The sequence below is a fragment of the Actinacidiphila sp. DG2A-62 genome (assembly GCF_035825295.1).
Classification (GTDB): Bacteria; Actinomycetota; Actinomycetes; order Streptomycetales; family Streptomycetaceae; genus Actinacidiphila.
This window is the reverse complement of record NZ_JAYMGI010000002.1, coordinates 5,137,501-5,155,082: the sequence shown is the minus strand read 5'-3', so window position 1 is coordinate 5,155,082 and position 17,582 is coordinate 5,137,501. Positions and strand designations below refer to the sequence as shown.

The window sequence follows — 17,582 nt, the reverse complement described above, 5'->3', positions numbered from 1 at the left end:
GCGCCTGCGGTCGTGGTTCCGGCGGAGTTGGTTGTCGCGACGGCGGCGGGGTTCAAGGTGTGCGCTCCCCCATAAGACCGGCCGCTCCCTTGGCGAGCATCGCCTCGGCGAGTTCGCGGCCCAGGGCCAGCGCCTCGTCGTCCGATGCCGGTACGGGGCCGGTGGTGGACATCTGCACCAGCGTGACGCCGTCGGTGGTGCCGACGACGGCGCGCAGGCGCAGCTCGGTAGCCTGCCCGTCGGCCACGAGGTCGGCGAGCGCGCCCACGGGCGCGGAGCAGCCGGCCTCGAGGGCGGCGAGCAGGGATCGCTCTGCGGTCACGGCGGCCCGGGTCTCCGGGTCGTCGAGCTCGGCGAGCTGTGCGGCCAGCTCCGGGTCGGAGGCGGCGCACTCCACGGCCAGCGCTCCCTGGCCGGGGGCGGGCAGTACGGTGTCGGCGCCGATCAGCTCGCTCGCCTCGGCGAGCCGGCCGATACGGTTGAGCCCGGCGGCGGCCAGCACGACCGCGTCGAGCTTGCCGGAAGTAACGTACCCGATCCGGGTGTCAATGTTGCCGCGGATCGGGACCGTCTCGATCCGCAGACCGTGTGACCGTGCCCACGCGTTGAGCTGCGCGGCGCGGCGCGGCGCCCCGGTGCCGACGCGGGCGCCGGGCGGCAGGGTGGCGAAGGTCAGGCCGTCGCGGGCGATCAGCACGTCGCGCGGGTCCTCGCGGACCGGGATCGCGGCGAGCACCAGGCCCGGCGCGGCGGCGGTCGGCAGGTCCTTCAGGCTGTGCACGGCCAGGTCGATCTCGCCGGACAGCAGCGCGTCGCGCAGCGCCGAGACGAAGACGCCGGTGCCGCCGATCTGCGCCAGGCTCTCCCGGGAGACGTCGCCGTAGGTGGTGACCTCCACCAGCTCGACCTCGCGGCCGGTCACCTGGCGGACCTGCTCGGCGACCATGCCCGACTGGGCCATGGCGAGCGTGCTCTTCCGCGTGCCCAGGCGCAGGGGGGCCGTCCGGTCGGGGGCGGACTCCTGCGCGGAGGACTGCTGCGGGTTCATCGGGAGCCTCGATTCGGTTCTGGCACCACCGGTGCCGCCGGCGCGGCGGGCGCGGCCGGCGCGGAGCGCATGGCGGCGACCGTCTGCGGGTCCAGGTCGAAGAGTTCGCGCAGCGCGTCCGCGTACCCCGCGCCGCCGGGCTCGCCGGCCAGCTGCTTGACCCGCACGGTCGGCGCGTGCAGGAGCTTGTCCACGACGCGGCGCACGGTCTGGGTGATCTCCGCGCGCTGCTTGTCGTCCAGACCGGGCAGCCTACCGTCCAGCCGGGCGAGTTCACCCGCCACGACATCGGCGGCCATGGCGCGCAGCGCGACCACGGTCGGGGTGATGCGGGCCGCGCGCTGGGCCGCGCCGAAGGCGGCGACCTCCTCGGCGACGATGGCCCGCACCTGGTCCACGTCGGCGGCCATCGGCGCGTCCGCGGAGGCGGCGGCCAGGTCCTCGATGTCCACCAGGTGCACGCCGGGCACGTCGTGGGCGGCGGCGTCCACGTCGCGCGGCATGGCCAGGTCGAGCACCGCCAGCGGCGCGTGCGCGGGGCGTCCCGCGACGGCCTCGCGCAGGTCGGCGGCGGTCAGCACCAGGCCGGTCGCGCCGGTGCAGGACACCACCAGGTCGGCCTCGGGCAGCGCCCGGCGGACCTCGGCGATGCCGATCGCGCGGGCGGTGGTGCCGTGGGCGGCGCCCTGCTCGGTGAGCAGCGCGGCCAGCCGCTCGGCCCGCTCGGCGGTGCGGTTGGCGACGGTGACGGAGGCGACGCCGGCCCGGGCCAGGGTCGCGGCGGCCAGCGAGGACATCGATCCGGCGCCGACCACCAGGGCCCGCTTGCCGGCCAGTTCGCCGGTGGCGGGCGCGAGCTGTTCGAGGCCGAAGGTGACCAGCGACTGCCCAGCCCGGTCGATGCCGGTCTCGGAGTGCGCCCGCTTGCCGACCCGCAGCGCCTGCTGGAACAGGTCGTTGAGCATCCGGCCGGCGGTGTGCAGCTCCTGGCCGGCCGCCAGCGCGTCCTTGATCTGGCCGAGGATCTGGCCCTCGCCGACCACCATCGAGTCCAGCCCGCAGGCCACCGACAGCAGGTGGTGGACGGCCCGGTCCTCGTAGTGCACGTACAGGTGCGGGGTCAGCTCGTCGAGGGCGACGGCGCTGTGCCGGGCGAGCAGCGTGGACAGCTCCTCCACGCCGGCGTGGAACTTGTCGACGTCCGCGTACAGCTCGACCCGGTTGCAGGTGGCCAGCACGACCGCCTCGGCGGCGGGTTCGGCGGCCAGCGCGTCCTGCAGCAGCTTGGCGCGCGCCTCGGCGCCCAGCGCGGCGCGCTCCAGGACGCTCACCGGGGCGGTGCGGTGCGACAGCCCGACGACCAGAAGACTCATGCGGGCATCACGGCGGGCACGTCCCCGTCGGGCTCCTGGCGGTCCTCACCGGCCTTGCGCTGCTCGTGGAAGGCGAGGATCTGCAGCTCGATGGAGAGGTCGACCTTGCGGACGTCCACGCCGTCGGGCACCGACAGCACGGTGGGGGCGAAGTTGAGGATGGAGGTGACGCCGGCCGCGACCAGGCGGTCGGTGACCTCCTGGGCGGCGCCGGCGGGGGTGGCGATGACGCCGATCGACACCTGGTTGTCGGCGACGATCGACTCCAGCTCGTCGATGTGCCGCACCGGCAGTCCGGCCACCAGGCGTCCGGCCAGGCCCGCGTCGGCGTCCAGCAGGGCCGCGACGCGGAAGCCGCGGGAGGCGAACCCGCCGTAGTTGGCCAGGGCGGCGCCCAGGTTGCCGATACCGACGATGACGACCGGCCAGTCCTGGGTGAGCCCGAGTTCCCGGCTGATCTGGTACACGAGATACTCCACGTCGTAGCCGACGCCCCGCGTGCCGTAGGAGCCGAGGTAGGAGAAGTCCTTGCGCAGCTTGGCCGAGTTGACCCCGGCGGCCGCGGCGAGTTCCTCCGAGGACACGGTGGGCACGGAGCGCTCGGACAGAGCTGTCAGCGCCCGCAGGTACAGCGGAAGTCTGGCGACGGTGGCCTCGGGGATCCCTCGGCCGCGGGTCGCCGGTCGGTGTGATCGGCCAGTTGCCACGGTGCTCCTGCGGGTAGAGCTGGGCTGAGGGCGACCACGGTCATGGGAGCCGCCCCGTGGACGCCAGGCTATGTCTTTGTGAACGCGTGCACAAAGATGGTGTCCGATTTGCCCGGCGGAAGTGATGGGCATCACGCGCCCCCCTGCCGCGGGTTCGGCACCGGTCGGCGCGCCGGTTCGGTGCGCCGCCGCATCCACAGCGCGTCCGCCGCGGCCAGCACGCCGGACGGCTCCGGCCAGCGCACCCCGGCGGCCAGCGCCAGCAGGTCCGGCAGGTCCGCGACCCCGGCGGCGAACTGCGCGAACAGCGCCGCGGTCGCCTGCGCGTCGCCGAGCGCGGTGTGCGGGCTCCAGTCGGTGATGCCCGCCTCGGCCGCGACCGCGCGCAGGCTCAGTCCGTGCGGCCGGTAGCGGGAGGGGGCGCCGCCGGACAGGGCGCCGCGGGCGGCGGCCAGCCGCATCGTGCACAGCTCCGGCACGGCGGGCAGCCGCAGGCCCAGCCGGGCGTACTCGGCGACCAGGAAGGCCCGGTCGCAGCCGACGTTGTGGCCGACCAGCACCCGCCCGCGCAGCAGCGCCAGCAGCCGGCGGCGATGCCGGCGAAGCGCGGCGCGCCGCCCAGGTGGTCCGGCTCGATGCCGTGGATGTGGGTGGGGCCGACCGGGCCCTGCGGGTCGACCAGCGTGGTGAACTCGCCCTGCGGCACCAGGTCGCGGTCCAGCAGCACGACGGCCAGCTCGACCACCCGGTGCCGGTGCGAGGACGAACCCGTCGCCTCCAGGTCCACCACGGCGAAGCCCCGTGGCGCGGGGGGCCCTGCGCTGCCGTCTGCGACCACCGGGGGCGCTCCTCAACCTCACCCCCGGCCGTACAAAACGCCCCCGATGTTACGTGAAGCCCCCCGACCCCGGTCAACCCGCGTAAACCACCCGGTTGCCGGATCTTCCCCCGCGCGAGGGCGCCGCTACGTCAGGGCGGCGCGCAGCCTGGCCTCGTCGACGCGCCAGAACGTGTGCTGCTCGCCGTCGACGAGGACCACCGGGATCTGCTCCCAGTAGCGGTCGTACAACGCGGCGTCCCGCGTGATGTCCTGCTCGGTCACCCGCGCGCCGGTCTCGGCGGCGACCTTGGCGACGACCTGGCGCGCGTCGTCGCACAGGTGGCAGCCGGGCTTGACGATCAGCGTGACGGTACGGACCGCGGGGGCGGGTCCGGTGCTCGATGGGGTCATGTCCGCCATTGTGTCGCGCCGCGTTCACACAACGGCTTCGCGGGCGCATCAAGCCTGCCCCGCAACGTGGTTATGCTCGCGTGCATGGCCGCACTCAGATGGCTCACCCCCCGTAAGCAGTCCGCGACCGAGCGGAGTGTGCAGGCCGGCGCGGCCGCGGCGGAGGCCGCGGAGAGCGCACTGGCCACGCTGGCCGCCGAGCACGGCGCGGACACCGGGCACGACGCGGACGCCGCCGCCGGGACCGCGGACGCGCGGAGCGCCGCGGACGCCGCGCGGGAGGCGTCCGCCGCCGCTCCGGACGCCCCGGTGGCCCGCGACGCGCGCGCCGCCGCCTTCTTCGACCTCGACAACACCGTGATGCAGGGCGCCGCGCTCTTCCACTTCGGGCGCGGCCTGTACAAGCGGAAGTTCTTCCACAAGCGCGACCTGCTGCGCTTCGCCTGGCAGCAGGCGTACTTCCGGCTGGCCGGCGCCGAGGACCCCGCGCACATGCGGGACGCCCGCGACAGCGCGCTGTCCATCGTCAAGGGCCACCGGGTGGAGGAGCTGACCTCCATCGGCGAGGAGATCTACGACGAGTACATGGCGGACAAGATCTGGCCGGGCACCCGCGCGCTCGCCCAGGCGCACCTGGACGCCGGGCAGCGGGTGTGGCTGGTGACCGCGGCGCCGGTGGAGACCGCCACGATCATCGCCCGCCGGCTCGGCCTGACCGGCGCGCTGGGCACGGTCGCGGAGTCCGTCGACGGCGTCTACACCGGCCGGCTGGTCGGCGAGCCGCTGCACGGCCCGGCCAAGGCCGAGGCGGTCCGCGCGCTGGCCGCCGCCGAGGACCTGGACCTGTCGCGCTGCGCCGCCTACAGCGACTCGCACAACGACATCCCGATGCTCTCGCTGGTCGGCCACCCGTACGCGATCAACCCCGACACCAGCCTGCGCCGGCACGCCCGGGCGCACGGCTGGCGGCTGCGCGACTACCGCACCGGCCGCAAGGCGGCCAGGATCGGCCTGCCTGCGGCGGCCGGCACCGGCGCGCTGGCCGGCGGCGTCCTGGCCGCCGTCGCGGTCCGCCGCAGGCGCCGCTGACCGCCACGCCGCGCGACCGTCCGGCGGACGCGTGCGACCGCCTCTTTCCGGCCGCCCGCGCGCCCCGGCTCCCCCTCGCGCCACACGGGCACAACACGCTCTCTCCGCGAGCATTTCACGACCAGAAGTGGTCAACCACGGGCGCCCGTTCGATAATTGAGCGATCGCGAATGCGTACAGGAAACGGCGGAAACGGCGATTTGAGCAACTCGGTGTAGCGTCGCCTGTACGAAGCGTTATTCTCCTCAGACGCATTCCGGTACCCACACGTCGCCACGACGGGTGAACGGTCCCGTACTGCACGTGATGGAAGTTCTGCCTCTGGGAGTCCCGTGTACCCACACGACGGGGTTAGCACCTCCGGCCTGGCTGCGTTGCGCGCACTGGTTATCGACTGCCTGATGCGCCACGTCCCCGCGCAGCCCGGGCCCGCCCTCGCCACGTCCGGTCCCACCGTCCCCGGCCCCGCCTACGCGATGGCCGAAACCAGCACCGCCGCCGGCAGACGCACCCGCGCCGGCAGCGCCGCCCCTCGGCACGGCCAGGGCGCCCAGCGCGGCGCCGCCCCCGCCCAGGGGACCGCCCGCAGGCCCTCCTCGGACACCGACAGCGGCCGGATGATGGACCTGGTCGAACGCGCCCAGGACGGCGAGACCGAGGCGTTCGGGCGGCTCTACGACCACTACAGCGACACCGTCTACCGGTACATCTACTACCGCGTCGGCAGCCGGGCCACCGCCGAGGACCTGACCAGCGAGACGTTCCTGCGGGCGCTGCGCCGCATCGGCACCTTCACCTGGCAGGGCCGCGACTTCGGCGCGTGGCTGGTCACCATCGCCCGCAACCTGGTCGCCGACCACTTCAAGTCCAGCCGCTTCCGCCTCGAAGTGACCACCGGCGAGATGCTCGACGCCAACGAGGTCGAGCGCAGCCCCGAGGACTCCGTGATGGAGTCGCTGTCCAACGAGGCGCTGATGACCGCCGTCCGCAAACTCAACCCCCAGCAGCAGGAATGCGTCACGCTGCGCTTCCTGCAGGGCCTGTCGGTGGCCGAGACCGCGCGTGTGATGGGCAAGAACGAGGGCGCCATCAAGACCCTCCAGTACCGCGCCGTGCGCACCCTGGCCCGCCTGCTGCCCGACGACGCCCGGTGACCCGGCGGTGCCGCCGATACGACCGTGCGGCGGCCACCGCGGTCGCGTAACCCCACCGGTTCGGACTCGTTGCAACACATGCAGACACTTCTGTGCCGCGCACCGCACCGCGCTTTTCACTCGATCGAGTGGACGGCCCCGGGCAGCGCAACCATCGTGGCGGTACGGGGAGTCGAGTGTGGATGACGAGAGGAGGTGCCGCCGGTGATCGGACAGGCAACGGCACACCGCCGGGCGAACGCCTTCGCCCAGGCCCTTGAGGACGCCGGCGTCCCCGGGGAGCACGGCGGCGAGCCGGGCGGCCCCGGGGACGCTTCCGGCGGCGGCCGGGACCAGGACGGCCCCGGCACGCAGGGCCGGACCGACCAGCACCGCGGCCCCGCCGCGGGCGCGCACGGCGGACACGGATCGCACGCCGCCCACGGCCACCAGCACGCCGGCCACGCCGGCCACGGCGGGTACACCGCGGCCCACGCGGGGGCCCACGCCGCCGACCGGCGGGCCGACCCCGAGCAGGCCGCGCTGGTGGCCCTCGCGGGCGCTCTCAGCGCCCGGCCCCGGCCGGTGATGTCGGCGCACACCAAGACCGTGCAGCGGGCCCAGCTGATCGCCGCCATGGAGCAGGCGATCGCCGACGGCAGCCTGTCCACCGGCCGAGTGCCCGAGCAGCGCGGCGAGCCCCAGGAGGAGCGCGACCCCGGCCGCCGCGCCTCCGGCCTGCGCAAGCTCGCGCCGCGCTCCCGGCTGTCGCGGCGGCTGGCGGTCGGCGGCCTGACCGTCGGCGTCGCCGCCGGCGCCCTCGGCGGCGTGGCCGCCGCGAGCACCAACGCCCTGCCCGGCGACACCCTCTACGGCCTCAAGCGCGGCATGGAGGACCTCAAGCTCGACATGGCCGGCGGCGACGCCTCCCGCGGCAAGGTCTACCTCGACATGGCGTCCACCCGCATGCAGGAGGCGCGCCGGCTGATGGACCGCGGCCGCGGCGGGCAGCTGGACGACGAGTCGGTCGCCGAGGTCCGCAAGGCGCTGTCCGGGATGCACCAGGAGGCCGCGGAGGGCCACCGGCTGCTGTCCCAGGCGTACAAGGAGGACGGCTCGCTGCAGCCCATCGAGACGCTCAACAGCTTCGCCGAGTCCCACCGGCAGGGCTGGAGCGATCTGCGCGGCAAGCTCCCGGCCCAGCTCACCGACGTGTCCGAGCAGGTGAGTTCGGTCTTCGCCGCCATAGACCAGGAGGTCGCACCGCTGCAGCCGCTGCTGCCCGCGCCGCACGACCACCGCCACGGGTCGTCCTCCCACGACGACGACGGCCGTGGCTCCGGCGGGTCCGGCACGGCGGGCGCGCGGACGCCGAGCCCGTCGCAGTCCACCGCCAGCGGCGCGCAGGACGGCACGGGCACCGGCCAGTCCCCCACCCCGTCGCCGTCCGGCACCACCCCCCAGGGCCTGATCGGCGGCGCGGGCGGCCTGCTGCCCGAACCCCCGGCGACGACGCCGACCACGGGCACGCCCACGCCCAGCCCGACCGACCCGCAGCACTCGGTGGTCCTGCCGCCGCTGCTGCCCGGCCTGCTCCCGGGCCTGGGCCTGAACGGCGCGGACGACGACCCGAACAACTAGCCGGTACGGCGGCGGTCGGCCCGCGGGCCGGTCAGAAGAACACCGACCGCCGCTGCACCAGCAGTTCGTACAGCGTGTGCTGGATCGTCTCGCGCACCTGGTCGGTCAGGTTGAAGACCAGCATCGGGTCCTCGGCGGCGTCCGGGCCGTAGCCGTCGGTCGCGACGGGCTCGCCGAACTGGATCGTCCACTTGGTCGGCAGCGGCACCATGCCGAGCGGCCCCAGCCAGGGGAACGTCGGGGTGAGCGGGAAGTACGGCAGGCCCAGGACACGCGCCAGCGTGCGGGAGTTGCCGATCATCGGATAGATCTCCTCCGCGCCCACCACCGAGCACGGCACGATCGGCACCCCGGTGCGCAGCGCGGTCGCCACGAACCCGCCGCGCCCGAACCGCTGCAGCTTGTACCGCTCGGAGAACGGCTTGCCGAGCCCCTTGAAGCCCTCCGGCATCACCCCGACCACCTCGCCGCGCTCCAGCAGCGTCTGCGCGTCCTCCGCGCACGCCAGGGTGTGCCCGGCCTTCCTGGCCAGCTCGTTGACCAGCGGCAGGACGAACACCAGGTCCGCGGCGAGCAGCCGCAGGTGCCGCCCGGCCGGGTGGTGGTCGTGCACGGCGACCTGGGCCATCAGCCCGTCCATCGGCAGCGTCCCGGAGTGGTTGCACACCACCAGCGCGCCGCCCTCGGCCGGGATGTTCTCCACGCCCCTGACCTCGACCCGGAAGTACCGCTCGAACAGCGGCCGCAGCAGCGACATCAGCACCTGGTCGGTCAGCTCGGCGTCGTAGCCGAACTCGTCGACCTCGTACTCGCCGGTGACCCTGCGGCGCAGGAACGCCAGCCCCGAGGCGACCTTGCGCTCCCAGTCGCCGCCGAGCAGCCGGTCGGCCACCGCGCCCAGCGCGTCCCCCACCGACCCCGCCGCGGCCTGCGGACCCACGCCGTGCGCCTCCTCGTCCCGCGCCCCCGCGTCCCGCGCCTCCGCGTCCGCCTGCTCCTGGGCCCGCCCCCGGGCCTCGCCCGGGGCCTGCCCGGCCTGCTGCTCCGGCGGCACGGTCCCGCCCGCACCGCCCTGCGCCGGGATCGCCCCGGCCGACTCCGGCCGCGCACCCCCGCCAGCCCGCCGCCGCCGTGAGTTCTCGTCGAACGGAATGACCTTCGCATCGCCCACGGCCTCGGCTCCTTCCTGCCCGGGCTCCCCGGCCGCCGACCCCGACAGCCGGCTCACAGCAGCCCCGCCACACGGTCCACCGCGCCCGCCAGCACCCTCGGCGGCAACAGGCCGGGCCCCCGCGACAGCGCGAAGTCGTGGAACGCCTCGGCCGTGGTGTACGCCGGGGAGAACCCGAGCGTCTCACGCATCTGCCGGGTGTCCACCACCCTGCCGTGCGTCAGCAGCCGGATCTGCTCGCTGGAGAAGTCCGTGACCCCCGCCGTGCGCAGCACCCGGCCCACCCACGTCACCGCCGGCAGCAGCACCGGCACCGTCGGCTTGCCCAGCCGCCGCGCCGTCTGCGACAGCAGCAGCACCCCGTCGCCCGCGATGTTGAACGTGCCGCTGTTCAGCGTCCCGCGCCGCGCCTCCAGCGTCGCGGTCAGCAGCACCGACTCCACGTCGTCCTCATGCACGAACTGCAGCCGCGGGTCGTAGCCGAACACCGTCGGCAGCACCGGCAGCCCGAAGTACTCCGCCAGCGGGGTGTCCCCGCGCGGCCCGAGGATGTTGGCGAACCGCAGCACCGCCACCGCCACGTCCGGCCGCCGCCGGGCGAACCCCCGGACGTAGCCCTCGACCTCCACCGCGTCCTTCGCGAACCCCCCGCTGGGCACCGACTTCACCGGCGTCGTCTCGGTGAACACCGCGGGATCGCGCGGCGCCGACCCGTACACGCTGGTCGTCGACTTCACCACCAGCCGCTTGACCAGCGGCGCCTTCTGGATCGCGCCGAGCAGCTGCATCGTGCCGATGACATTGGTCTCCTTGGCCTGGGCACGGCCGCCCGCGCCCAGCGCGGTCCCGCTCACGTCCAGATGCACCACGGTGTCCACCGCGTGCTGCGCCAGCACCTTGCCGATCACCGGCTGCCGGATGTCCGCGCGGACGAACTCCGCCTCCCCCAGGTCGTGCTCGGGCGCCACCGCGTCCACCGCGACCACCCGGCCCACCTCGGGCTCGCGCTGCACCCGCCGCACGAAAGCGCCGGCGAGCTGCCGCGCGACGCCGGTGACCAGAACCACCTTGCCCACGTAACGGCCCTTCTCCGGGGACTGCCACCGTACCGCCACCACCGCGCCCGGGCGCCGCAGGACCCGGCCCCGAAGACGCCGCAGCCCCCTTCCTCCGCCCGGACGGCGGAGAAGGGGGCGAGGCGAGCGGCGACCGGCGCGCCTACTTCTTGTTGCGACGCTGCACACGCGTCCGCTTCAGAAGCTTGCGGTGCTTCTTCTTGGCCATACGCTTGCGCCGCTTCTTGATGACAGAGCCCACGACTACCCTCGCTTCGGTTTCACTCGGTGCGGGGCGTCCGAGCCCACACGACCTACGTCGGCCAAGCCTACCCGCCCGGAGGTGGCACGCGTAACCGAGGCCCACGCAGACCGTCACCGGCCCGTTACCGGACCTTCTCGCAGGCCGTCTCAGGCAGATTCCACCCCCACGTAGGACTCGCGCAGGTACTCGTGGACGGCCTGCTCCGGAACCCGGAACGAGCGACCCACGCGAATGGCCGGCAGGTGACCGCTGTGCACCAGCCGGTACACGGTCATCTTCGACACGCGCATCACCGCCGCCACTTCGGCGACGGTGAGGAACACGACCTCGTTGAGAGGACGGCTTTCAGTAACAGTCATGACACACCTGAACCTTCCGCACATGACGGCACCGGCTTCCCCTCCGGCAGCCAAAAAGGCATGTGCGCTCCCCCACAGATTAGGGGCGGATGATGCAAGTGGGGAAGAGGAGTTGCGAACGGTTGACTAGTGTGCGAGCCACGCCCTCCGCAGCACATAACGCGTCAGTGGCCGATACTGGTCGGAGCGTACGGCGTCCCCCACCGGCACCGCCACCGCCACCCGCCCCTCCGCCTCCGCCACGAACACCGCCGGGTCGTCGCTGTCCCCCGGACCGATCGCCTCGATGCCCAACTGACCTGCGCCGCAGAGGAATCCATGGTCCCCCACCACCAGCCGGGGAAACGGACCCCCGGCCTCCGCGGCGGCCGCCAGCGCCGCCCGCACCGGCAGCGGCGAATGGGTGTGCGCCGCCCCGCCCGCACCCTCCCCGCCCCCCGATCCGTCCGCCCCGCCCTCCCCAGGACGCACCACCGCAACACCGCCGACGTAGCGCAGCGTGTGCCGGCGTACGCCGAATTGCGTCGGCACGTCCACGCATCGGCCGTACGCCGGGGTCAGCACCGGACAACCCGCCGCCGACAACGCCGCGGCCAAAGAGGCGTAGAAACCCAGCAGCCGATCCGGATGACACGTCCCGAACAGGACCGGCGCCCGGTCGTGCGCCGCCCGCTCCAACCGCTCGGCGAACGCATCCAACGCCGCCAGCGTGCAGTCCGGATCGATCGTGTCCTGCCCGGTCCGCAACGACGGGTCCGGCGACACCCCGCACCGCTCGGCCATCAGATCCAGCAACTGCGCCGCGTCCCACCGCCCCTCCGGGTCAAGGCCCAGCGTCAGCCGCGGGTCGCGCTGCGCGAACAGGGCGTAGCTGCGCAGGCTCTTCTCCCGCGGCGTCGCCACCCGACCCGCAAGCCCCGCCGCCACCAGATGCGCGCGCAGCGCGCCGACACTCACCACGCGCCGATCGTCCCCACCACCGGCGCGACGCGGTGCGTGAACCCCGCAAACACACCCCGACCGGGTGAAGGGCCACCCCCACAACGGGGGTGGCGAAGGGTGGCGAACCGCGCCTCCCCCTACGGCAGCAGCCCGTGCAGCGGGAACGCCGCCCGCCGCGTCGCGATCACCGCCTGGTCCAGCCGGTCCGCCGGGTCGTAACCGGCCTCCTCGAACGACTCCCAGACCGCGCCGGCCGTCGGTCATCCGCAGCGGCGCCACCGCCCGCGTCCGCGCGTACACCTCCGCACGCCACTCCTCCGGCACGGCCGTCTCCGGCGCCACCGGCGCCCCCGCCGCGATCGCCACCAGATGCGTCCAGGTACGCGGCACCACGTCCGTCACCGCGTACCCCCCACCGCCCAGCGCCACCCAGCGGCCCCCCGCGTGCTGGTGCGCCAGCGCGTGCACCGACTCGGCCACCGCGCGCTGCGCGTCCAGCGACACCGCCAGATGCGCCAGCGGGTCCTCCACGTGCGTGTCCGCGCCGTGCTGCGACACCACCACCTGCGGCCGGAACGCCGCCACCAGCTCCGGCACCACCGCGTGGAACGCCCGCAGCCACCCGCCGTCGCCCGTGCCGGCCGGCAGCGCCACGTTCACCGCGCCGCCCTCCGCCCCCGGCCCGCCGGTCTCCTCCGGCCACCCCGTCTGCGGGAACAGCGTCCGCGGATGCTCGTGCAGCGAAATCGTCAGCACCCGCGGATCGTCCCAGAACGCCGCCTGCACCCCGTCCCCGTGGTGCACGTCCACATCCACGTACACCACCCGCTCCGCACCCAGCTCCAGCAGCCTGGCCACCGCGAGCGCCGCGTCGTTGTACACGCAGAACCCCGACGCCGCCGCGGCCATCGCATGGTGCAGCCCGCCCGCGAAGTTCACCGCGTGCGCCACCTCACCGCGCCACACCGCCTCCGCCGCCCCCACCGACTGCCCCGCGATCAGCGCCGACGCCTCGTGCATCCCCGCGAACGCGGGATTGTCCTCGGTGCCGATCCCGAAGTCGCCGGCCGCGCCCCGCGGGTCCGCGCCCGCCCGCCGCACCGCCGCCACGTACTCCGGCCGGTGCACCAGCTCCAGCGTCGAGTCCCCGGCGGCCGGCGCCGCCACCACCCTCAGCGCCGTGTCAAGACCGAACGCCCTCACCAGGCTCCGGGTCAGCCCCAGCCGCACCGGGTCCATCGGATGCCCGGGGCCGAAGTCGTACCGCCCCACCTGCTCGTCCCACATCAACTGCGCGCGGCCGCTCATGGCCGACACCGTACCCGGCGCCGCCCGGCGCGAAAGACCGCGCGTACAGCAGCGTCGCCGCCACCAGCACCATCGGCACCAGCATCGCCCCCCGGTACGACCACGCGTCCCCCAGCGCCCCCACCAGCGGCGACCCCACCAGGAAGCCCACGTAGTTGAAGATGTTCAGCCGCGCGATCGCCGAGTCCGACGCGCCGGGGAACATCCGCCCGGCCGCCGCGAACGTCTGCGGCACGATCACGCACAGCCCGAGCCCCAGCAGCGTGAACCCGAGCATCCCCACCCACGGCCCCGGCGCCACCGCCACCACCGCGAACCCGGCCACCGCCACGACCGTCCCCAGCCGCACCACCGCCGCGGCCCCGAACCGCCGCACCCCGAAGTCCCCCACCGACCGGCCGATCAGCGTCGTCACCATGTACACCGCGTACGGCACCGTCGACAGCTGGTCCGAGCTGTGCAGCGTGTCCTGGAGGTACTTCGCCGACCAGTTGGAGACCGTCGAGTCCCCGATGTACGCGAACGCCATCACCAGGCACAGCGGCAGCAGCCACCGCATCACCACCTGGCCCTGCGGCCCGTCCGCCACCGCCGTCCCCGGCTGGTCCCGGTACCACCGGCTCGCCGTCAGCGTCAGCGGCACCAGCACCAGCGCCGCCGGCCCGTACAACGAGAACAGCGCCACGTGCCAGTGCGCGCCCGACCACGCCAGACACGCCCCGACGATCCCGCCCAGGCTGTACGCCGCGTGGAACCCGAGCATGATGCTCCGCCCGTACGCCCGCTGCAGGCTCACCCCGAGCATGTTCATCGACGCGTCCAGGCCGCCGACGCACACCCCGAACAGCGCCAGCGTCAGCGCCGCCACCCACACCCGGTCGCCCGCGCCCAGCGCGGCCAGCACCACGGCCACCACCGGCTGCACCCAGCGCAGCACCACGCTCGGCCGCACCCGCCGGACCACCTGCTCGGTCAGCACGCTCCCGACGCCCGCCAGGACCGGCACCGCCGCCAGGAACACCGGCAGCAGCCCGTCACTGATCCCGTAGCGGTCCTGGATCGCCGGGATCCGCGTCACGAGCATCGCGAAGAGCGCCCCCTGCGCGAAGAAGCTCACCGCAAGGGCCGCCCGCCCGTGCCGCAGCGCGTCCTCCATGAGGGAGGAGACTAAGCGCCGAAGCTACGGATGAGTAGCCTTACGACGACGTCAGTGCCGTCAGCCCAGCAACGCCGTCAGTGACGTCAGTGACGTCACTGACGGCGGTCCAGCAACAGCGCCGGCAGGTCCGCCATCCGCCCGAACAGCGCCGTGGCCTCGCCCAACCGCTCCGGCGGCGTCATCGCGGTGAACCCGAACACAGCCATCCCGGCCGCCCGCGCCGCCCGCACGCCCAGCGGGCTGTCCTCCACCACCGCGCACCGCTCCGGCGCCACGCCCATCGTCTCGGCCGCGTGCAGGAAGAGATCCGGCGCCGGCTTCCCCGCCCGACGTCCTGCGCCGAGAAGATCCGCTCCTCCCCGAACCGCCCCGCCAGCCCGGCCGCCCGCAGCGCCACCCGGATCCGCTCGTGGCTCCCCGAGGAGGCCAGGCAGTACGCCACCCCGTCCGCGGCGAGCTTCCCCAGGACCTCGTCGACCCCCTCGACGGCCCGCAGCTCCCGCTCGAACGCGGCGAACACCCGCTGGTAGTAGGTCGCGTCGAACTCGGCCGGCAGCTCCCGCCCGGTGCGCTCACGCACGAGGTCGTGCACCCGGTGGATGGCCGCGCCCATGAAGTCCCGCACCGAGTCCTCGAAGCTGGTGGGGTGCCCCAGCTCGGTCAGATACCCGGCGAGGATGGTGTTGGACAGCACCTCGCTGTCCACGAGGACGCCGTCGTTGTCGAAGATGACCAGGTCATAGCGCACGATCCCACGCTACCCGGCCCCGAAACGCAAGAAAGCGCCGACCCCTGCACGGGGTCGACGCTCTCCTAATAATTGTTCGGCGGTGTCCTACTCTCCCACAGGGTCCCCCCTGCAGTACCATCGGCGCTGAAAGGCTTAGCTTCCGGGTTCGGAATGTAACCGGGCGTTTCCCTCACGCTATGACCACCGAAACACCATGAAACACACCCACCCCGCCAACGGGTGGGGCTGGTTGTTTCAGAACCGCACAGTGGACGCGAACACACAGTCTTGTAGACAAGCCCTCGGCTTATTAGTACCGGTCAGCTCCACCCCTCACAAGGCTTCCACATCCGGCCTATCAACCCAGTCGTCTCCTGGGAGCCTTAACCCCTCAACGGGGGTGGGAGCCCTCATCTCGAAGCAGGCTTCCCGCTTAGATGCTTTCAGCGGTTATCCCTCCCGAACGTAGCCAACCAGCCATGCCCTTGGCAGGACAACTGGCACACCAGAGGTTCGTCCGTCCCGGTCCTCTCGTACTAGGGACAGCCCTTCTCAAGACTCCAACGCGCACAGCGGATAGGGACCGAACTGTCTCACGACGTTCTAAACCCAGCTCGCGTACCGCTTTAATGGGCGAACAGCCCAACCCTTGGGACCGACTCCAGCCCCAGGATGCGACGAGCCGACATCGAGGTGCCAAACCATCCCGTCGATATGGACTCTTGGGGAAGATCAGCCTGTTATCCCCGGGGTACCTTTTATCCGTTGAGCGACGGCGCTTCCACAAGCCACCGCCGGATCACTAGTCCCTACTTTCGTACCTGCTCGACCCGTCAGTCTCACAGTCAAGCTCCCTTGTGCACTTACACTCACCACCTGATTGCCAACCAGGCTGAGGGAACCTTTGGGCGCCTCCGTTACCCTTTAGGAGGCAACCGCCCCAGTTAAACTACCCACCAGACACTGTCCCTGATCCGGATCACGGACCGAGGTTAGACATCCAGCACGACCAGAGTGGTATTTCAACGACGACTCCCACCAGGCTGGCGCCCGATGATCACAGTCTCCCACCTATCCTACACAAGCCGAACCGAACACCAATATCAAGCTATAGTAAAGGTCCCGGGGTCTTTCCGTCCTGCTGCGCGAAACGAGCATCTTTACTCGTAGTGCAATTTCACCGGGCCTATGGTTGAGACAGTCGAGAAGTCGTTACGCCATTCGTGCAGGTCGGAACTTACCCGACAAGGAATTTCGCTACCTTAGGATGGTTATAGTTACCACCGCCGTTTACTGGCGCTTAAGTTCTCAGCTTCGCCCCACCGAAGCAGGACTAACCGGTCCCCTTAACGTTCCAGCACCGGGCAGGCGTCAGTCCGTATACATCGCCTTACGGCTTCGCACGGACCTGTGTTTTTAGTAAACAGTCGCTTCTCGCTGGTCTCTGCGGCCACCCCCAGCTCAAGGAGTAAATCCCGTCACCAGGTGTGGCCCCCCTTCTCCCGAAGTTACGGGGGCATTTTGCCGAGTTCCTTAACCATAGTTCACCCGAACGCCTCGGTATTCTCTACCAGACCACCTGAGTCGGTTTAGGGTACGGGCCGCCATGAAACTCGCTAGAGGCTTTTCTCGACAGCATAGGATCATCCACTTCACCACAATCGGCTCGGCATCAGGTCTCAGACTACGTGCCAGACGGATTTACCTACCTGGCGTCCTACACCCTTACCCCGGGACAACCACCGCCCGGGCTGGACTACCTTCCTGCGTCACCCCATCACTTACCTACTACCACCTCGGGTCACCGGCTCCACCACTCCCCCTCACTCCGAAGAGATCAGGGGCGGCTTCACGGGCTTAGCATCAGAGGATTCGATACTGGGCGCTTCAAAGCGGGTACCGGAATATCAACCGGTTGTCCATCGACTACGCCTGTCGGCCTCGCCTTAGGTCCCGACTTACCCTGGGCAGATCAGCTTGACCCAGGAACCCTTGGTCAATCGGCGCACACGTTTCCCACGTGTGTATCGCTACTCATGCCTGCATTCTCACTCGTGAACCATCCACCACTACCTTCCGGTGCGGCTTCACCCGGCACACGACGCTCCCCTACCCACCACAGTCCCCGTTAGGGGTACATACTGCAGTGACACGACTTCGGCGGTACGCTTGAGCCCCGCTACATTGTCGGCGCGGAATCACTTGACCAGTGAGCTATTACGCACTCTTTCAAGGATGGCTGCTTCTAAGCCAACCTCCTGGTTGTCTCTGCGACTCCACATCCTTTCCCACTTAGCGTACGCTTAGGGGCCTTAGTCGATGCTCTGGGCTGTTTCCCTCTCGACCATGGAGCTTATCCCCCACAGTCTCA

General features: G+C 71.9%; 12 protein-coding genes, 2 rRNA genes and 4 pseudogenes (1 of these 18 running past the window's edge). 3 read left to right on the top strand and 15 right to left on the bottom strand.

Annotated elements, in window-relative coordinates; genetic code table 11:
* Positions 1–52 precede the first annotated feature (52 nt).
* The 5 genes and pseudogenes from hemC to VSR01_RS23135 all read right to left on the bottom strand — a co-directional run bounded on the left by hemC (position 53) and on the right by VSR01_RS23135 (position 4,368).
* On the bottom strand, positions 53–1,048 hold the full coding sequence (gene hemC, locus VSR01_RS23155; protein WP_326451079.1) for a hydroxymethylbilane synthase: 996 nt from the start codon (positions 1,046–1,048) through the stop codon (positions 53–55).
* Positions 1,045–2,421, bottom strand: coding sequence for a glutamyl-tRNA reductase (locus tag VSR01_RS23150; protein WP_326451078.1), 1,377 nt, complete (start codon positions 2,419–2,421; stop codon positions 1,045–1,047). Before VSR01_RS23150 ends, hemC begins: the two co-directional genes overlap by 4 nt.
* Positions 2,418–3,128 (bottom strand): redox-sensing transcriptional repressor Rex, encoded by a 711-nt coding sequence (locus tag VSR01_RS23145; RefSeq protein WP_326451077.1) that lies wholly within the window; start codon positions 3,126–3,128, stop codon positions 2,418–2,420. The genes VSR01_RS23150 and VSR01_RS23145 overlap by 4 nt, the downstream gene beginning before the upstream one ends.
* Before the next feature lie 131 nt (positions 3,129–3,259).
* Positions 3,260–3,873: pseudogene (locus VSR01_RS23140) on the bottom strand (3'-5' exonuclease).
* Between the two features lie 219 nt (positions 3,874–4,092).
* Positions 4,093–4,368, bottom strand: a complete 276-nt coding sequence (locus VSR01_RS23135) for a glutaredoxin family protein (RefSeq protein ID WP_326451076.1) — start codon at positions 4,366–4,368, stop codon at positions 4,093–4,095.
* A 75-nt stretch (positions 4,369–4,443) separates the two neighbouring features.
* Here VSR01_RS23135 and VSR01_RS23130 point away from each other — a divergent pair, with 75 nt between their 5' ends.
* From VSR01_RS23130 to VSR01_RS23120, 3 genes are all read left to right on the top strand, one after another.
* A complete protein-coding gene (locus VSR01_RS23130) occupies positions 4,444–5,448 on the top strand; it encodes an HAD family hydrolase (RefSeq protein ID WP_326451075.1) in 1,005 nt (334 codons plus the stop codon).
* Between the two features lie 332 nt (positions 5,449–5,780).
* On the top strand, positions 5,781–6,602 hold the full coding sequence (locus tag VSR01_RS23125; protein WP_326451074.1) for an ECF subfamily RNA polymerase sigma factor, BldN family: 822 nt from the start codon (positions 5,781–5,783) through the stop codon (positions 6,600–6,602).
* Between the two features lie 204 nt (positions 6,603–6,806).
* Complete coding sequence (locus VSR01_RS23120) at positions 6,807–8,222, top strand: DUF5667 domain-containing protein (protein ID WP_326451073.1); 1,416 nt, start codon at positions 6,807–6,809, stop codon at positions 8,220–8,222.
* Positions 8,223–8,253: 31 nt separating this feature from the next.
* On the opposite strand, the gene VSR01_RS23115 is transcribed toward VSR01_RS23120, so the two are convergent.
* The 10 genes and pseudogenes from VSR01_RS23115 to VSR01_RS23070 all read right to left on the bottom strand — a co-directional run.
* Entirely contained in the window at positions 8,254–9,393 is a 1,140-nt protein-coding gene (locus VSR01_RS23115) for a lysophospholipid acyltransferase family protein (RefSeq protein ID WP_326451072.1), read from the bottom strand.
* Between the two features lie 53 nt (positions 9,394–9,446).
* On the bottom strand, positions 9,447–10,469 hold the full coding sequence (locus VSR01_RS23110) for an NAD-dependent epimerase/dehydratase family protein (protein ID WP_326451071.1): 1,023 nt from the start codon (positions 10,467–10,469) through the stop codon (positions 9,447–9,449).
* Positions 10,470–10,611: 142 nt separating this feature from the next.
* A complete protein-coding gene (locus VSR01_RS23105; RefSeq protein WP_003948845.1) occupies positions 10,612–10,710 on the bottom strand; it encodes a 30S ribosomal protein bS22 in 99 nt (32 codons plus the stop codon).
* Positions 10,711–10,859: 149 nt separating this feature from the next.
* Entirely contained in the window at positions 10,860–11,072 is a 213-nt protein-coding gene (locus VSR01_RS23100) for a helix-turn-helix domain-containing protein (protein ID WP_326451070.1), read from the bottom strand.
* A 126-nt stretch (positions 11,073–11,198) separates the two neighbouring features.
* Positions 11,199–12,002: pseudogene (locus VSR01_RS23095) on the bottom strand (phosphatase); the annotation flags it as partial.
* A 149-nt stretch (positions 12,003–12,151) separates the two neighbouring features.
* Positions 12,152–13,301, bottom strand: a pseudogene (locus VSR01_RS23090) (acetoin utilization protein AcuC).
* The gene (locus tag VSR01_RS23085) at positions 13,198–14,478 is read right to left on the bottom strand and encodes an MFS transporter (protein WP_326451069.1); all 1,281 of its coding nucleotides are present in this window, start codon (positions 14,476–14,478) and stop codon (positions 13,198–13,200) included. The pseudogene VSR01_RS23090 and the gene VSR01_RS23085 overlap by 104 nt, the downstream one beginning before the upstream one ends.
* Before the next feature lie 95 nt (positions 14,479–14,573).
* Positions 14,574–15,229 (bottom strand): annotated as a pseudogene (locus VSR01_RS23080) (HAD family hydrolase).
* A gap of 74 nt (positions 15,230–15,303) precedes the next feature.
* Positions 15,304–15,420, bottom strand: a 5S ribosomal RNA gene (gene rrf / locus VSR01_RS23075).
* Between the two features lie 81 nt (positions 15,421–15,501).
* Positions 15,502–17,582 (bottom strand): 23S ribosomal RNA (locus VSR01_RS23070) (it continues 1,046 nt past the right edge of the window).